Below are 15,948 nucleotides of genomic sequence, written 5' to 3'. Positions count from 1 at the left end.
CTGTCGCTGCAGTTTCAGCTCTTTTCTTCTGCAGCTTCCGATGCTCCAACAACGGGCGCAGGAACCCCCTCTGAACCGAGTATGTCTGTAATGTCATCTGTCTTGTAGCCGCTGAGTACCGCAGCAATGTAGAACACAATCGCAAGCACTATCGCCGCGACATTGTCCCACGGGAACGCGATAACGGTGTCAAAGCCGAATGCTCCGAAGTAGGAAAGCAAGAGTATTGCAAGCGCAAACAGCACAAGCCAGTACCCCGAGGCGATCTCCCTCTTCTTTTCCTTGTCCGTAAGCACGTGTATGATTGCCGTTGTTCCGAGTGACAGCAACGCAGTCACGCCGAAGAATATGAAGAATCTCGTGTTGAGTATTGCTGCGGTCATACCGTTGCCTATGGAACTCGGCACTCCGCCGGTGGCCTCGGTGACGCCCGGTGTTATGATGCTGTTGTATCCGTAGAAGAAGAAAACGCCAAGCAGGATCCAGAAGACAATGCCCAGCACTGCAGCCACGCCGCGGTTAATTCCGAGCTTATTGGGGCCGTAGAGTATTATGTAGAGCGGCAGACCTGCGAGTATCGCATATACGAGTATGATGACAAGTGTTATTCCGGACCAGTAGACGATCATCGCCGCGGAAACAAACCCTATAGGCGCGAGTATGAGCGCTCCGGGCAGCCTGAACGGTCTTTTCATCGACGGTGCAGTCTTCCTGAAGACCTGAAGTGCAACGCCTCCCATCACATATGTGAAGACCGTTGCGCTTGAGATGAAACCGACAAGCAGGTACCAGCTCGGGAACGGGAGAAGGAATATCAGGCCGACAATCAGAGCTGCGATCAGGGAGAGCCATGGTATTTTGTAGCTCGAGAGCTGGGTGAACGCCTTCGGCAGGTAGCCGTCGGCACCGAGACCGTAGAATGTCCTCGTTCCCGTGCCCATGTAGACCCAGCCTGTTCCCGACGGTGAAATCCAGGCATCTATCAGCAGGAATACGGCAAAGGCTCCCAGAAGTGCAAGCCCCGAAGATTTGAGTGCGTTGTAGAAAGGCCCGGAAGCCCAGGTTGTGGACTTCAGCGCCGCCCAGTTCCCGGCAGCTATCGGCCCTACAACCTTGCCTGCTGAATTCACTATGTCTATGTTGGCCCAGTTTATCGCCCCGGTAAACGCTACTTGGAGCAGCGTGTAGAGAACGATGCCTATCAGCACAGATACGATGGTCGCCTTGGGTACATCCCTCTGTGGATTTTTTGCCTCGCCGCCGTATTCAAGCGCCTGCCTGAAGCCGAGGTACGAGAAGACAATGCCCGCTGTGGGTATGGCAAGGAACACGGGTCCCCAGCCGAACGGTGTAAAGCCGCCATAGGCACTGAAGTTGCTTGCCCTGAAGACACTGAAGAGCAGTATAAAGGTGAGCGCCGGTATTATGAATTTCCACCATGTCACGTACTGGTTGAACTTTCCAAGGAATCTTATTCCAAAGTAGTTCAGGAAGAAGAAGAAAACAAGGAGCACAAATGCAAGGGCGATTCCGGTGCCGCTGAGTATTGTTACCGTGCCGAGCAGCGTGCTGGTGCTGTACGTCAGGCTCGGAACATAGGTTGCTGCATATCCGACCACTGCCTCGGCCTCTATCGTCGGGACAGTGACTGCCGAAAGCATGTATGTCCACCCCAGTATGTAACCGGTATAGCTTCCGTGCGACAGGTGCGGATATCGCACAATCGCTCCGCTTCTCGGTATCATGCCCGAGACCTCCGCGTAGTTCAGTGCTATGAACAGTACCAGTATTCCCCCAACGATCCAGCTGACAATGACTGCAGGACCGGCATCGGCACTTGCGGCAAGAACTGCAAAAAGCCATCCCGAACCTATGATGCCTCCGAGGGAAAGCATCAGAAGGTCACGGAAGGACAGTTCTCTCCTCAGTTTCTTGTCCGATTCAATTGTTGCTGTTGTTCCAGTACTAGAGACCAATTTCAAAAGCCCCCTTTTGTAATCCCTTTTATAGTGGTAATGCATTTAAAAGTTTTTACTGAATCTCGTAATTTACAATGATTTTGGTTTAATTATTTTAGTTAAGCTAAACAGCAATTCCAGCACCGGTTTTTCCGTATGCAGGCATCGCTTGTTTTGAATTCAGACCTTTGTTATGACGTCGAACGAGTCCCTGGCCGGTGGAAACAGGAGCGAATAGATCAGTGTTCCGCCCTCATAGAGCGCAACCGGAAACTGGAGCAGCGCCATGGGGATCATGTACTTCTTTGAAGTTCTCGCTGAACCATACTGATAAAAGAGGAAATAGCTGAGCAGGTTGAATACAAGCATGGCCTCCACCGGGAGAGGGAGCATAAACCCTTCCAGTAATCCGAAGGCGAAAACGACGATGCCGAGCACGCCAGTCCACCCCACTGCGTACCTGTATAGAAACCAGTCCATCGTCACCGCATCTATTTCCCTGATTCTCCTGCTCGACCAGAGGATCGACATGATCCAGCGCCTTCTCTGCTTGTAGAAGTCCCTGGCGGACACTGGCGGTGCAATGAATATGGGATGGGGGATGAAGCCGAACGAGTACCCCTGCTTTACTATGAGCTGCCCCATGATGAGGTCATCCGCACCATACGTTCCGTAATCCCATCCGAGCTGATATTCCACATCAGCTCTTATCACCAGCCCCTCTCCATGAACGGATTTGGGGTGGCCACCTGCATTGAAGAAATGACAGAATGAATCGCAATTTGACACTCTGACCATGTCGGCGAGCGTCGAGAGCATATGCACGCCGGTCTTTCTGAGCCGCAGGAAACCCTGTCCCGCCTCCTCCTTCATCCTGAAGATGTGCTCAAGATACTCTTCCGTGACGAGGGAGTCGTCATCAAGGTGGCATATGTAGGTCTCCCTGTCGTATCCGAGGTAATGCAGATGCTCTATGCCGTACTGCAGGGCCCTCATTTTGTGTTTTGTCCTGTTGCCTGTTTCATAGGCACCCGGAACTGTGATTTCGGTCGCTGAATAGGTGAATCTGTCCTTTTCCTCCTTAATCACGAAGAGCTCTATGCTAAGGTTGTAGGAGCGTAACACTGAGAGTATGTGCTCGACGACCATGGGATTCTGCCCGCTTGTCGTGACAACACACAGTACACGTCTTCCCTGTTCCGCGCTGGCTGAATGGTCGCATTCTATTCTGAATGTCTTTCTGTTCCTGATGAGCAGCCAGTCCTGCATTATCGCAATGGGAAAATAGAGCAGGACGAGGAGGGCTGCAGCAATAGAGACAGCAAGGGAGAATGAATGCATTGCTGAGGGGAATACGAATTTCATATTTACCAATTCTGCCAGAATGAGTCCGCAGACCGCCAGCCGCACGTGCCGGACAGTCCCATGAAAATGGACCTCAAACCGTTTTCGTGGAGAGACAGGGAACAATGCCATGCCCAGGGCGGGGAAGCTCTGTTCCCGTCCTCATAGCGTCAGTATGAGATAAACTATCAGCACGACCGCGATAAAGAAGGAAATGATGCCTGTCGCTATCTCTCCAAGCGACGAAGGTGAATAATCCCCTGCCTCGATGCTCCTTTTGTTGACAAGGAATGTTCTGAGCGCCATTATCTGCATGAAACCCCCGGCAACAACGAGTGCTATCCCTATTGCTGATGAAAGGTGGTATGTTGTTGTCGGCGCGGACGGAACCAGTTCCTTGATTATGATGCCGAATTTTGCAACGACGAAGCCCAGCGCAATAACGGTTATGCCTGTGCGAATCCATGCGAGGTATGTCCGCACATTGGCCATGTGATCCGTCACATGGGATTTACCCTCTTCCATATGCAGGAAATAGCCATCGTGACCTTATGCTTTGTCCAGCCACCAACCGGCCTTCGTCATGCAGTGCGACCATCTCACAGTCACGCATTCTGATTCACGCCCTGGGATTCCAGCGCAGGAGAAGATGCCGATTTCCCCATGACATCTTTATCAGGTGGCGGTCTTTCCGTCTTCTCCCCGTCGCATATATTATAAAGAACCTCTAGCATTATCCGTGCAGAGCGGGATGCACGTTGAAGTCGGAATATGAGTTGACACTTTTTCTCATTCTGGCAGGTGAGATCTGAATGTATCTGAAGGAGATAACGCTTGAAAATTTCAAGTCATTCGCAAAAAAGGTAAGGGTTCCGCTGCACCCCGGTTATACGGTGATAACCGGGCCGAACGGGTCCGGCAAGTCGAACATATCGGATGCAATACTCTTCGTACTGGGACCTAAAAGTTCCAAGGTCATCAGGGCAGGGAAGCTGACCGATCTGATTTACAATGGCGGAAAGTCCAGGAATGCAGCCTCGTTTGTCACGGTGTCCGTCGTGTTTGACAACAGCGACCGGACTATACCAATAGACAATGACGAAGTGGTGTTCACCAGAACGGTGAAGCGTGCATCGGATGGTGACGACTACACCTCCTACTTCTACGTCAACGAGCGGCGCTCCTCCCTTAGCGAATTCGACGCGCTCCTCCGCGATGCGAAGCTCAGTGCGGACGGCTATAATTTCGTCCAGCAGGGGGATATAACAAGGATAATCGAGATGGGCAACACCGAGAGAAGGAAGATTCTTGACGACATAGCAGGCATAACCGCCTTTGATGCCGAGATTGAGAATGCGGAGAAGGAAAAGGCTCAGGTTGAAACGAATCTGCTCACGGCTGAATCGGTGCTCAACGAACTCAGGTCTGAACTCAGGAGGCTGGAATCGGAAAAGAAGGCCGCCGAACGGTACATTGCAGAAAAGAAGAGGCTCGATGATTCACGCCTGACGCTGGCAATGAAAAGGCTGGCGACAACGGAAGAAGAGATTAAATCGGTAACCGGGCAGATTGAAAACTACGAATCGCAGATACTGAAGCTGAGGGAGGAAATTGAAAAAGGGAAGGAGGAATCCGTGAGGCTTCAGGAGGATCTCAGGAAGAAGGACGAGGAACTCAACAATTCGGGCGGGCAGGAAGCAAAGGAACTGAGGGACAGGCTCGATGCTGCAAAAATTGCCAGGGCCAGGAACACGGACGCATCCGCAACATCCCGGACAGAGCTTGAGGAAAAGAAGGCTGAACTTTCAGGAATGAAGAAAACGCTCGCAGAGAGGCAGAAGGTGCTGGAACGCCAGAAGAAATCGCTGGGCGTAATGCAGGAAAGTCTCTCCTCTCTTCAGAATGAGCATGACTCAAAAAAGAATGAGCTCCAGGAGCTGGAAAAGAAGCTCGTGGAGGGAGACGACAGGTCGCAGAAGATCCAGAAGGAGAGGAATCAGCTCGTTGTGAGCGTCACCGAACTGCAGGGCAGGATCAGGGAGATGCAGCTTGAATCCGACAGGCTGGCCGACGCCATCGACAGGCAGGCGAAGGAACTGGCACTGCTGGAGGAAAAGAAGAGTTCAAAGGATTTCGAGTTCAAGGACATCGTGTGGAAACTCAAGGAGACGGGGAAGAGCAGCAGGGAGAAGGAGGACGAGCTTAAGGTATGCCAGGATTCGTTCAATATAAAGAAGAAGCGTGAGGAGGCGCTCTCCTCCGCGGTACAGGAACTGGAGAAGGAGTTAAAGCAGGTAACCAGGGAATATGAAAGGGCAAGGGCTCAGAACGATGCCAGGGCGGATGCAAGGCTCGGAAACGGCGGGGCTCTCAGAGCCGTCCTTGAGGCAAGGGACAGGGGGGAGATAAAGGGCGTATACGGAACAGTTTCCGAACTCTGCAGGATCGAGGACAAATTCACTGATGCAGTATTCTCTGCATCAGGGAGCAGGATGCAGGCGGTCATCGTCGAGGATGATGGCGTGGCGGCCGCATGCATAGGCCTTATCAAGAGGGCGGGTCTCGGCAGACTGACATTTCTGCCGCTCAACAAGATGATAGAGGGAAGACCCAGGGGAAAAGCGGTGATGATGCAGCCCCAGACACTCGGTTTCATGATAGACCACATGTCGTTCGACGAGAAATTCAGGCCGGCGATGTGGTACGTATTCGGGGACACGCTTGTTGTCGGCGGCATTGACGAATTGCGAAAACTGATGGGCGGCATAAGGCTGGTGACGCTTGAAGGCGACATAGCCGAGGCAAGCGGTGCCATGATTGGCGGTTCGCTGGACCGCACAGCGGGAAAGGCGCTTACCGAAAAGGGAAAGGTGGAGGAGCTCGGCTCAAGGCTGCGGGGTCTCGTTGCCGAATCGGAGGAGAAATCGGCCGAACTCTCCTCCGTCCGTTCAGAGCTTCAGGTGCTGGAGGAGAGGATACGCTCGATAAGGTCGAACATGGGAGAGGGAACGGTAAGCCTGGACGCACTCAACTCCCAGAAGTCGCTGATCGAGAAGGAACTGAACACATTCACATTTGAGATAAAGAAGCTCAGGGACTTCCTTTCGGAGAGCGAGAAAAAACAGGCGGCTGTCAAGGCACAGCTTGACGAGGCCAAGAGGAAGGAAGAGGAACTCGGCAAAAGGCTCAACTCAAAATCAGAAGAACTCCTGGCCGACAAGCCCAGGGAAATCAGCAGCCGCATCAGCACGCTCAGGGAGGAGGTACACTCACTCTATGAACAGATTCAGAACATCAGACTGGGTCTGGGCACGGGCAGGACGGAACTGCAGTTCATAGAGAAAGAGGTCTCCGGGCTGGAGAGCAGCATTTCGGAGGCAAAGGAGGCCATTGCCTCCCTCGACTCCAGGATCTCGGAGTATGATGAACAGGCAGCGAAGTCCGGCATAGAGGTTGCTGCCCTCCAGAAGATGGAAGACGAGCTTTACAGATCGCAGTCATCCCTGAGGGCGCAGCGCGACGCCCTGCTTCAGGCGAAGATATCACTTGAAGCCGGGCTGTCGAAATCATCGGAGCGTGCCGACACGCTCAATGACCTGAAGATCAGGCTCAAGACCAGCATAGTGGAAATCGAAGGACGCAGGAGGGAGATTGAAGAGGAAATCAGGGTGCTCGGCGAAGCCGGTGCTGTTAAACTTGAGGAGAACCTGACGATGGAGAAGCTGAAGGAGGCGATTGCAGAGGCCGAAAAGACAATTGGTTCGATCGGCGGTGTCAACATGCTTGCAATCGAAAGTTACGATCACACAAGGTCGAGGTGCGAGGACCTCGATTCCGAAATATCCGCATTCCTAGAAAAGAAGAAGTCGCTTTTACACCTTGTCGAGGAGATAAACAAGAAGAAGAGATCCGGCCTGATCACTGTTTTCACTTCCATAAACGGCAATTTCTCCCAAATCTATTCGCAGCTCTCTGGCGGCAACGAAGGCGAGCTCGTCCTGGAAAATTCCGACGACCCGCTGCAGGGCGGGCTGCTGATACGCGTAAAGCAGAAGGAGAAGAAGACGCTCAGAATCGAGGCTCTGAGCGGCGGTGAAAAGAGTCTTGCCGCGCTTGCCTTTATATTCGCCATACAGCAGTACGACCCTTCCCCCGTCTACGTCCTGGATGAGGTAGACATGTTCCTCGACGGCATAAACACGGAGGCTGTGTCGAAGATGGTCAGGGGACTGTCCAACACTGCCCAGTTCCTGCAGATTTCGCTCAGAAAAGTGACGCTGAACAGCGCCGACAGGCTCATAGGCGTGACAAAGCAGCTTTCAGGCGTGTCCGAGGTGTTCCTGAGGGAGATGCCGGAGGATAGCGATATGCAGCAGGCCGAAATGCAGGGGGCGGAGGAATAGATGACGGAGGAGTCCGATTTCAGGGCGATATTCAACGAGCTTCTGTTCCAGAAATCGCTGCTGGTGGAGGATGCAAAGAAATACACCCGCCTTGACAGGTATATGGAGATCGCAAAATCGCTGCCAGAGGCCGACCATCATGCCATCAGGGATCCTTTCGACAGGAGCATTGCCATCGTATTCGAACTTGTCATTAGCAATAACATGGATCCGAGATCAATAGACATCGTGAATTTCTCCCGTCTGTACCTGCAGAAGGTCAGGGAGGAGAACGCCGTCAATTTTGTCGTTTCCGGCCGCATCATATTCATGGCGTGGAGCGTGCTGAGGCTTGAGAGCGACATGATGCTGAGCAGAATAGTGAAGGAGAAGGAGGAGCGTGCTGATGTAAACCCCAACTTCTTCTACATATTCGACGACGATCCTGTAAGCTTCGATGATGAATTCGAGCTTCAGCCTGCCATAAGGTCCAATTTCTCGAGGGAGGTCAGCATCATGGATCTGCTCGACGCCTTCACGGAGGCGCAGAAGGAGATCGAGGAGCACCTGACGCGCGCCTCGTCTGCCGCTGTCATGCCGGAAAGGAAGTTCAGCGACAATGCCCACAGGGAGGACCCTGAAAAGGAAATTAACTTTGTCCTGGAAAAACTCTATTCGCTCGGACCGGGACCCGTTGCCTTTTCGGACATGGCGTCGACAAGGGATGAGGTCGTTACCGTCTTCCTGGCAATGCTCTTCCTCGCCAGGCTCGGAAAGATACGGATATGGCAGGAGGACGAAGGCAGCCGGGAGATTTATCTTGAGCCCACCGGCCAGCAGCAGTATGTGACGGTTGAGTTCAGCGGAGAAGCCCAGCAGGAGCCTGGTCTCTGATACAGGCCGGAGGAATGAATTTGGAGGAAAAGCTGCTCGTCATCGAAGCAATGCTCTTTTCATCCGGCAGGCCGCTGCATCCCGGGGAGATATCCGCGAGTTCCGGCATCGAGGTAGCCGAGGTCAGGAAGGCGCTTAGAAAACTTAAGCGCATTTATGACGGCAGGAGCACTTCCGTCGAGATACTGCGCATAGGTGAAAAGTACTCCATGCAGCTCAGGAAGGAATTCCAGGTGAGCGCCAGGACGGTTGCGCCGACGGGCCTTTCGAAGGATCTGCTCAACACGATATCGGTGATTGCATACTACCAGCCTGTGCTGCAGAGCGAACTCGCCCGGAAAATCGGCCCCAGGATATATGAGAGCGTCGCAAAACTGCGCGACCTCGGCCTCGTCAGTGTTAGGTCGAAGGCCCATTCTCTTGAACTGACAACAAGTTCCAGGTTTGCTGAATTCTTCGGCATAGAGGCGAGGAACAGCTCCGAGGTCAGGCAGTATTTTGAAAAGCTTCTGTCCGAGAAGCGGTGAACCGCATCATTTTTTCTTCCTTCCCCTGACATCGGTCCGCTCTATGAACTCTTTAAGTGCGGCGGCGTTGTTGGCAACGGTCTCCCTGGTTGAATAGAGCAGCGTGACCATTCCCCTTGCCGCTCTCTCCCTGATGGCTTCGACAAGCGTATTTTTCCCCTCCAGCTCCTTCCAGTATTTTGCCCTGAATTCATTCCACCGCTCCCTGTCGTGCGAAAACCATTTTCTGAGTTCGTCGGACGGCGCTATGTCCCTCAGCCATTCATCGATGGACGCTTTCTCCTTTGAGAGCCCCCTGGGCCAGAGCCTGTCGACAAGCAGCCTGTATCCATCCGAACTTTCCGGCACATCATATATTCTCTTTATTTTTAACGGCATGCGGACTCATCAGGCGGCAGATCGGATTACGGGAATATTAGGCTAATCCCTGTATTGGACCAGGCCGAAGCCGTGGCTGCATTCCCGTACAGGAAGGGCGCGCCCGAGCCGGAATTCGAATCCGGGTCCGAAGATCCGCAATCTTCAAGGATGTCCTGGCTACCCCACTCGGGCCTGTGCGCCGCAATAAAAAACATTGCGATGCTGTTCTTATTCTTATCCATTGCATGTGCCTGCCCGCCCATGTAAAACTACTTATTTCAGCTTTATAAGGACTACCGGATGTCCACCGGCGGGAACAGTCAGCCGAATACCGGAACGAGGAGCAATGCGGTTCTCACCTCCATTCTCTCTTCAAGGATTGCCTACGCCCTGAACTGGTACACTACAGCCCCGGCACTGGTCACCATTGCGCTGGCGTACGGCGTTTCATCGACGCTGTCGGGGCTGATAACTTCATCGTTTCTGCTGGCGGTGGGCATATTCCAGATTCCTGCCGGCGTCCTTTCCTCGAGGTTTGGCGCGAAGCAGACTGCCATGAACGGCCTGCTTGTGCTCTCTGTCTTCAGCATCGCCACCCCGTTTGCGCCCAGCTACCTCATCCTTCTGCTGTTCCGGTTCATTGCAGGTGCTGGAGCGGCCCTGTTCTTTTCTCCCGCGGTCGGCATACTTTCATCCTTCTTCAGCAGGGAGAGGCGGACACATGTCATAGGCTACTACAATGCTGCATTTGATCTCGGCGCCGGCGTTGCCATACTCTTCTGGCCGTACATAATCAAGTTCACGGACTGGCAGATAGGCGTCATCGCCGGCGGCGCGATTGCACTTGCGACCTATTTTGCCAGCATGTACACAATACGTATGGAGGATGCCATTGAGAACGTTTCCGCCGGTGTCACGCCCGCGGAAATCGCCGCTGTGCTGAAGAACAGGAATGTCTGGTTCATTGCGCTCGGATTTGTCGGTGTATGGGGTGCATACACCGCGACAAGCTCATATCTCTATATCTATTCGGTGGACTACCTGAAAATCGACACCTTCGGCGCGAGCATCCTTTCCTCGCTCATACTGTTCATCGGCCTGATCGGAGGTGTGCTGAGCGGTCCGCTGCACAGAAACATGAAGAATGCGCGCAAGCTTCTGGTGGTGAGCGTGATCGCATTCACCCTCTCGATGCTCTTCTTCCTGTCCGGCTCTGTGATCGGTGCCGTTGCAGGCAGCATACTCACAGGCATACTCTTCACTGCCGGCGTGTCCATAACATACGCACTTCCTGCGCATATGCCATCTATCGGCCTGAAAAACATACCGCTGGCGGTCAGTCTGGTGAACGGAATCCAGGTCATCGGCGGTTTCTGGGTTCCGTTCGTTTACAGTGCAATTGCATTCAGCTACGGTTTCGAATACGCCTGGCTTTCGATGGTAATAATCTCTGTCGCCTTCCTGCCATTCTACCTGCTCCTGCCGGATATGGCAGGATGAAAAATCAGAGCCTGGGCCTCTTCCTGAATGTCGTCGCGTAGCCTGCTATCTTGTTTCTCATCATGATGGACTTGACATCTGTAAGTTTGGCAACGATCTGCTTATTGTGCTCATAGTCTGCCGTGAAGAGCGTGGGGTATCTGCTGACCAGCTCGACCGCCACCCTTTTTATGTACGTAGGTCTGATATTGCCCATTATATCCACTGCTGTAGGTGAGTCGCACAAATGCGTTCATATTTAAACATGTCGAAGCAGCTCATTGCCCCCTCATCTAACAGCATGCGCCGGCGCAGAGGAATGCACATGGGGAATGCGTGTTTGCGTGCCCCACCGCTGCGGAACAGCGCTACTTTTCCCTCCACCTGGTGAAGGCAGCCGCGATTCCCATGAAAATGAGCGTTGCAACGAGTAGTCCGGCGACATAGAAGAACTGTGTCTGCGTGGACACCCTTGTTATCCCCACCACACTGTCGGCCAGCAGGGCAGAATAGGTTGTCGGTGCAATGTAGGCAATCCACCGCACGCCTGCCGGTATGGCTGTTATGGGATAGAATATCGGCGGTATTATCGATATCACGGAAAACACCAGGCTCGCAATCGGCCATATCTCCCTGAGCTGCCTGAAGAACGAAGATATCATGAAACCGAGGCTCGACGACATCACCCATGTCATGAATATTATGCCGAGCAGGGAAAGGAAAACAGATGCAGTCAGGTGCACGACCAGGGATAGCACAGCAAACAGTACCGCAAGAGGAGGAACAATGAACACGAGCTCCGATATCGCTATCCCCGTGGCGTATGAGAATGCACGTACCGGCGACGCAACATATAGCGCCTGCAGATGCCGCTCCAGGCGTGCATATGCTGCATCATTGAGCATCATGTTTCCGGTGAAGACCGTCGTGAACACTATTGCGCCGACAATGCCGTAAGGGAGCTCCGCCCTTGGGCTGACGAGGTAAAGAAAGTAGATGAACGTAAAGGGCGAGAGCGATATGGATATCAGTATCGTCGTCTGCCTTCTCAGAGCGATGAGACCGTTGAGCACGAGCAGTATGGCCATTGCCCGGAGCTGGAGCCTAAGTTTCATCTTCCTCCGCGCTCCCGACCAGCTGTATGAATGCCTCTTCAAGCGTCACGGGACCGACAGATATTTCGGTGTTCGCACGACTCGCCCTTTCCGCAAGCTCCATTGCCCCCTTCCTGTCGGTCAGGACGAGCAGCCTGTTTCCGTCCTCCACAATTTTTCCATATCCGTCAAGCAGCTCCCTCGGTGCCCTGATACTCATGATCGCCCTGTAGTCGGAGCCGACAACCACCTTGAGCTCTGGCACGCTGCCCGTAAAACGGACCCTGCCTCTGCTGATCACAGCAAGCTTTTCGGACAGCCTCTCAGCCTCGTCAAGGTAATGGGTGGTTAGAAGGATTGTCGACCCCTTCTGCCTTATCTCCTCAATGAGCTTCCACACTTCCCTTCTTGCCACCGGATCCATACCCAGTGTCGGCTCGTCGAGGAATATCACCGGCGCCATCGTTGCTAGGACCGTAGCGACCATCGTCCTCTGCTGCAAACCGCCGGAAAGCTGAAGTGCAGGCACATCAGCGAAGCCGGACAGTCCCATCTCCTCCATGACCCATTCAGTCCTGCTCTTCGCCTCCTCCCTCCCGAAACCCCTTATCCTCAGGTAGTTGTAAGAATGCTCACGCGGCGTAAGGTGGAAATACGGCCTTACATCCTGCGGCACAAGCGCAATGTTCTCCCTGACCTGTGCCGTTTCAAGCATGACGTCATGGCCGAGTACGCTCACGCTGCCCGATGTCGGCACCAGGAGCGTCGACGCTATCTTGACGAATGTAGTCTTGCCGGCCCCGTTCCTGCCGAGAAATGAGAAAAGTGTGCCTTTTCCCACTTCTATGTCTATTCCCTGGAGAGCAGTAACACTCCTCCTTCTGGTATGGTATGTTTTTTCAAGCCTTGACGCTTCGATTGCATTCGGCATGGTATCGTCTGTCCGGACATGTGCAGAGGGAAGGCGCCTCTCATCTGTAGCTGAATGAGAATGAAACCCCGCTGTTTCCCCTGTTTCTCGAGAGCCCCGTATCCGTGAGGCTCTCCTGCATTGCTCGCAACTCCTTCAGTCTAATAAGTTTAACCGGATAACCCGAGAGCAGTCTGCTTACCCCCTCGACATGTCCGTCCCCTATCACCGCAACAACATTGCTGCTGTCTCCGGCAAGTTTGCGTATCCCCGATGCCATGTATTCATTCCTTTCGTCTATCAGGACTCTCTTAAGCGACGGGAATTTCTTCCCAAACTGATCTATGTATGCCGTATCATTTTCCTGATACTGTTCAAGCTCCCCCTCGATCCTCTTCCGCCCCGCAAATTTCGCCGCAACTGAGTTCAGAACGAGGTATATCTTCTCCTTCAGTGACATGGATTTGAATGCCCTGTCGAAGAACTCGGACGCCTTCATGTCGATGCAGTGGACGGGGACGCCAAGGAGCGAGGCCGCCTCGTTGGCTGCAAGCATTTCTGACCCGACAGTGGTGCCGTAACTGCTTGCAACCTTCGCCTGGAAGTCGCCGAGTGATCTGTAAACCCTGCTCTGTCCGTCTCCCGCCTGCCGCCTGACATTTGCAAGGAGCCCTGCCAGCCTCTCCTCGTCAAGCTCAAGACAGACGGCTGCCGGCCTCTCCTGGAATATCACGGACCTGACAGCGTCCCCTATGTTGAATACATGACCTACTCCGACTAGTGTAATCACGATTCAAATATCCCGGCAGTCAATATATCAATCTTCGCAAGCCCCATGCCCGTGTCCCTCGCCGGCAGGCGGTCACACTTTCCGAAGAGTCAGGCAGATGAATGAATCCGCACGACGTAGAGGGCGGTTTCTCAGGCCTCCTTCCAGCTGAAAACTGACATTGCGAGTATGAAAAATACCACTGCAAGGACGGCACTCACGGCAAGATCGACCATCGCACCGCTGAAATTGGAATAGACCATGACAGCATTAAGGCCGTCGATGATGTAGTAGAGCGGAAGCACATGCGCCACTGCCTGCAGCCATCCCGGCATGATGGAAACGGGGAAAAATGTGCCTGCAAGGAACATCATCGGGAATGTGATTATGTTGCCGATGACCGAGGCGCCCTCCTCCGTCCTCGAGATGGAGCCTGCAAACGTACCGAGAGAGACGAACAGGATGACGCCGGCCAGCAGGAATGGGATCACAAGCGGCGTAACCGTCACATGCGCGTTGAAAAGGAAGTACCCGATGGCTATCATTTCGGCGGCAGATGCAAGTGCAATAAAAGTGAAGAAGATGAATTTGGAAAGGATCCACTCCCCCCTGGTCAGCGGCGTAAGTGAAAACTGCCTGAATATCTTCTCCTTTTTGTAGGAGCTGACGACGTATGTCATCGAGAACATCGGAGATGTGAGGATTGTGAAGCCTATAAGCCCCGGCACGAGGAAATCTATGTAGCTCGTGGCAACAACGGAGTTCGTGTGCTCGCTGACGCCTACGACACTGTGAGCCCCGCTCAGATGCAGGTTGAAGTTTTCCACCACTATGTTTATTGCCTGTGCAGCAATCTGTGAGGAGGACTGCGTTGGATTGTAGTAGAAAGAGAGGTTGACGGCGGTGCCCGATGACACCATCTGAGGAAAATTCGACGGTATCAGCAGCGCGGCGGTTATGGAATTCTGTGTAATGTAGGTGTGCAGATTCGCTGCGGGAGGTATGAAATGCAGCTTGACGAGATGTGTGCTGTTCAGCGCCTCCATGAACTGCTGCGCGGCGGGCGCCGGTCCGCTGAGATTCTGGACGTAGAGCGGCACGGCCCCGCTGCTCCCGCCTGAAAAGATTGCGCCGAATACGGCCACCAGTATGACAGGAAATATGAATGTGAAGAATATACCTTCCCTGCTCCTGCTGAAATTTTTCGTGTATACCGCAAGATCGCTCAGCACCCTTGAAATTTTCATCACTCTTCCTCCACCTTCCCCACCATTTTCACGAATACATCCTCGAGACCTTCCTGCCTGAGTTCTATCCTTTCGAGAGGCCTGCCGCTCATTCCGGCAATCCTCAGCGCATCAAGTATCTGCTTGTTTTCCCTGATGCGTATATCGACAACGCTGCCTGCAAGGGTGCACTCCAGCCCTGTCCCTGCCCTGATATCCTCAAGCAGCGAGGCGTCACCGTTGATTCTCAGAATCCTTGCACCGCCGCTGCTTCGTATGATGTCGTCCGGCGTTCCCTCGATCATCATTCTGCCGTGGTTTACTATACCCACCCTGTCTGCCAGTATTTCGGCTTCCTCAAGGTAGTGCGTTGTGAGCATGATTGTCCTTCCCTCCGATTTCAGTTTTCTTATGACATCCCACATGTTTCTGCGTGCCTGCGGATCCAGTCCCGTCGTGGGTTCATCAAGAAATATTACCTCCGGATTGTTTACGAGGGCAAGGCAAAGTCCGAGTTTCTGTTTCTGCCCGCCGGAAAGTCTTTCAAAATATGTGTTCTCCATGTCCAGGAGATCCACCAGCCTGAGAAGCTCGCCGGATCTGTCCGGTATGCCGAACAGTCTGCAGTAGTGCCTGATGGCCTCTGCCGGCGTTATCTTTCCGATGAAATTGAAGTCCTGCGGTATTATGCCGACGCGTTTCCTGAGCGCCCGGGAATTTTTCCATGGGTCTGTCGAAAGAATGGACACGCTTCCCGAATCGCCTTTTCTCAGTCCTTCCATTATCTCTATTGTTGTGGTCTTCCCGGCGCCGTTGGGACCGAGCAGACTGTATACCTCACCCCTCTTTATGCTGAGATTGAGATGGTCTACAGCCTTCAGGCTGCCGTAACTCTTCACCAGTCCTTCCACTTCAATGACAGTTTCCGCCACTGCCTCATCACTGCCTCCGGCCGTCAGGCTTCGGCCGATATGCCGTTCATTCAACCTGAAGTGCCTATAAAAC

Annotated in this window: 14 protein-coding genes and 1 tRNA gene; 4 read left to right on the top strand and 11 right to left on the bottom strand. The window is 53.3% G+C overall.

The genetic code is table 11. The features are described from left to right. Window positions 1-14: 14 nt before the first annotated feature. From KIS29_07350 to KIS29_07340, 3 genes are all read right to left on the bottom strand, one after another. A complete protein-coding gene (locus KIS29_07350; protein ID MBX8640134.1) occupies window positions 15-2,021 on the bottom strand; it encodes an APC family permease in 2,007 nt (668 codons plus the stop codon). A gap of 117 nt (window positions 2,022-2,138) precedes the next feature. After that, entirely contained in the window at window positions 2,139-3,299 is a 1,161-nt protein-coding gene (locus tag KIS29_07345) for a glycosyltransferase (GenBank protein MBX8640133.1), read from the bottom strand. 165 nt (window positions 3,300-3,464) lie between these two features. Further along, window positions 3,465-3,827 (bottom strand): DUF202 domain-containing protein, encoded by a 363-nt coding sequence (locus KIS29_07340; GenBank protein ID MBX8640132.1) that lies wholly within the window; start codon window positions 3,825-3,827, stop codon window positions 3,465-3,467. Window positions 3,828-4,114: 287 nt separating this feature from the next. Here KIS29_07340 and smc point away from each other — a divergent pair, with 287 nt between their 5' ends. From smc to KIS29_07325, 3 genes are read left to right on the top strand one after another with little or no spacing between them, the layout of a single operon-like run. Then, entirely contained in the window at window positions 4,115-7,705 is a 3,591-nt protein-coding gene (gene smc / locus KIS29_07335) for a chromosome segregation protein SMC (protein MBX8640131.1), read from the top strand. Continuing rightward, window positions 7,706-8,578 carry a hypothetical protein gene (locus tag KIS29_07330; protein ID MBX8640130.1) on the top strand — a complete coding sequence of 291 codons (873 nt, stop codon included), beginning with the start codon at window positions 7,706-7,708 and terminating at the stop codon, window positions 8,576-8,578. A gap of 14 nt (window positions 8,579-8,592) precedes the next feature. Then, the gene (locus KIS29_07325) at window positions 8,593-9,105 is read left to right on the top strand and encodes an SMC-Scp complex subunit ScpB (GenBank protein ID MBX8640129.1); all 513 of its coding nucleotides are present in this window, start codon (window positions 8,593-8,595) and stop codon (window positions 9,103-9,105) included. Between the two features lie 6 nt (window positions 9,106-9,111). Here KIS29_07325 and KIS29_07320 read toward each other — a convergent pair whose 3' ends face one another. Together KIS29_07320 and KIS29_07315 are read right to left on the bottom strand one after the other, a co-directional pair. Continuing rightward, window positions 9,112-9,483: a DUF488 family protein gene (locus tag KIS29_07320; protein MBX8640128.1), complete on the bottom strand. Its 372-nt coding sequence runs from the start codon at window positions 9,481-9,483 to the stop codon at window positions 9,112-9,114. Window positions 9,484-9,583: 100 nt separating this feature from the next. Then, a tRNA-Arg gene (locus KIS29_07315) sits at window positions 9,584-9,657 on the bottom strand. 108 nt (window positions 9,658-9,765) lie between these two features. On the opposite strand from KIS29_07315, the gene KIS29_07310 reads away from it, so the two are divergent. Beyond that, on the top strand, window positions 9,766-10,965 hold the full coding sequence (locus KIS29_07310) for an MFS transporter (GenBank protein ID MBX8640127.1): 1,200 nt from the start codon (window positions 9,766-9,768) through the stop codon (window positions 10,963-10,965). A 4-nt stretch (window positions 10,966-10,969) separates the two neighbouring features. On the opposite strand, the gene KIS29_07305 is transcribed toward KIS29_07310, so the two are convergent. The 6 genes from KIS29_07305 to KIS29_07280 all read right to left on the bottom strand — a co-directional run bounded on the left by KIS29_07305 (window position 10,970) and on the right by KIS29_07280 (window position 15,929). Next, window positions 10,970-11,161, bottom strand: coding sequence for a 30S ribosomal protein S17e (locus KIS29_07305; GenBank protein ID MBX8640126.1), 192 nt, complete (start codon window positions 11,159-11,161; stop codon window positions 10,970-10,972). Window positions 11,162-11,312: 151 nt separating this feature from the next. Next, window positions 11,313-12,059, bottom strand: a complete 747-nt coding sequence (locus KIS29_07300) for an ABC transporter permease (GenBank protein ID MBX8640125.1) — start codon at window positions 12,057-12,059, stop codon at window positions 11,313-11,315. Beyond that, complete coding sequence (locus KIS29_07295; protein MBX8640124.1) at window positions 12,049-12,969, bottom strand: ABC transporter ATP-binding protein; 921 nt, start codon at window positions 12,967-12,969, stop codon at window positions 12,049-12,051. The genes KIS29_07300 and KIS29_07295 overlap by 11 nt, the downstream gene beginning before the upstream one ends. A 40-nt stretch (window positions 12,970-13,009) precedes the next feature. Further along, window positions 13,010-13,738 (bottom strand): TraB/GumN family protein, encoded by a 729-nt coding sequence (locus KIS29_07290; GenBank protein ID MBX8640123.1) that lies wholly within the window; start codon window positions 13,736-13,738, stop codon window positions 13,010-13,012. 131 nt (window positions 13,739-13,869) lie between these two features. Beyond that, window positions 13,870-14,967, bottom strand: coding sequence for an ABC transporter permease (locus KIS29_07285; protein ID MBX8640122.1), 1,098 nt, complete (start codon window positions 14,965-14,967; stop codon window positions 13,870-13,872). Further along, the gene (locus KIS29_07280) at window positions 14,964-15,929 is read right to left on the bottom strand and encodes an ABC transporter ATP-binding protein (GenBank protein ID MBX8640121.1); all 966 of its coding nucleotides are present in this window, start codon (window positions 15,927-15,929) and stop codon (window positions 14,964-14,966) included. Before KIS29_07280 ends, KIS29_07285 begins: the two co-directional genes overlap by 4 nt. Window positions 15,930-15,948 lie beyond the last annotated feature (19 nt).

Source organism: Candidatus Sysuiplasma jiujiangense (assembly GCA_019721075.1).
Lineage (GTDB): Archaea > Thermoplasmatota > Thermoplasmata > Sysuiplasmatales > Sysuiplasmataceae > Sysuiplasma > Sysuiplasma jiujiangense.
This window is presented reverse-complemented; position numbering and strand designations above follow the sequence as displayed.

Excerpts from the sequence above, each read along its gene's own strand:
- KIS29_07350 (MBX8640134.1), bottom strand. The coding sequence starts at position 2,021 with ATGCATTACCACTATAAAAGGGATTACAAAAGGGGGCTTTTGAAATTG.
- KIS29_07345 (MBX8640133.1), bottom strand. The coding sequence starts at position 3,299 with ATGCATTCATTCTCCCTTGCTGTCTCTATTGCTGCAGCCCTCCTCGTC.
- KIS29_07340 (MBX8640132.1), bottom strand. The coding sequence starts at position 3,827 with ATGGAAGAGGGTAAATCCCATGTGACGGATCACATGGCCAATGTGCGG.
- smc (MBX8640131.1), top strand. The coding sequence starts at position 4,115 with ATGTATCTGAAGGAGATAACGCTTGAAAATTTCAAGTCATTCGCAAAA.
- KIS29_07330 (MBX8640130.1), top strand. The coding sequence starts at position 7,706 with ATGACGGAGGAGTCCGATTTCAGGGCGATATTCAACGAGCTTCTGTTC.
- KIS29_07325 (MBX8640129.1), top strand. The coding sequence starts at position 8,593 with ATGAATTTGGAGGAAAAGCTGCTCGTCATCGAAGCAATGCTCTTTTCA.
- KIS29_07320 (MBX8640128.1), bottom strand. The coding sequence starts at position 9,483 with ATGCCGTTAAAAATAAAGAGAATATATGATGTGCCGGAAAGTTCGGAT.
- KIS29_07310 (MBX8640127.1), top strand. The coding sequence starts at position 9,766 with ATGTCCACCGGCGGGAACAGTCAGCCGAATACCGGAACGAGGAGCAAT.
- KIS29_07305 (MBX8640126.1), bottom strand. The coding sequence starts at position 11,161 with ATGGGCAATATCAGACCTACGTACATAAAAAGGGTGGCGGTCGAGCTG.
- KIS29_07300 (MBX8640125.1), bottom strand. The coding sequence starts at position 12,059 with ATGAAACTTAGGCTCCAGCTCCGGGCAATGGCCATACTGCTCGTGCTC.
- KIS29_07295 (MBX8640124.1), bottom strand. The coding sequence starts at position 12,969 with ATGCCGAATGCAATCGAAGCGTCAAGGCTTGAAAAAACATACCATACC.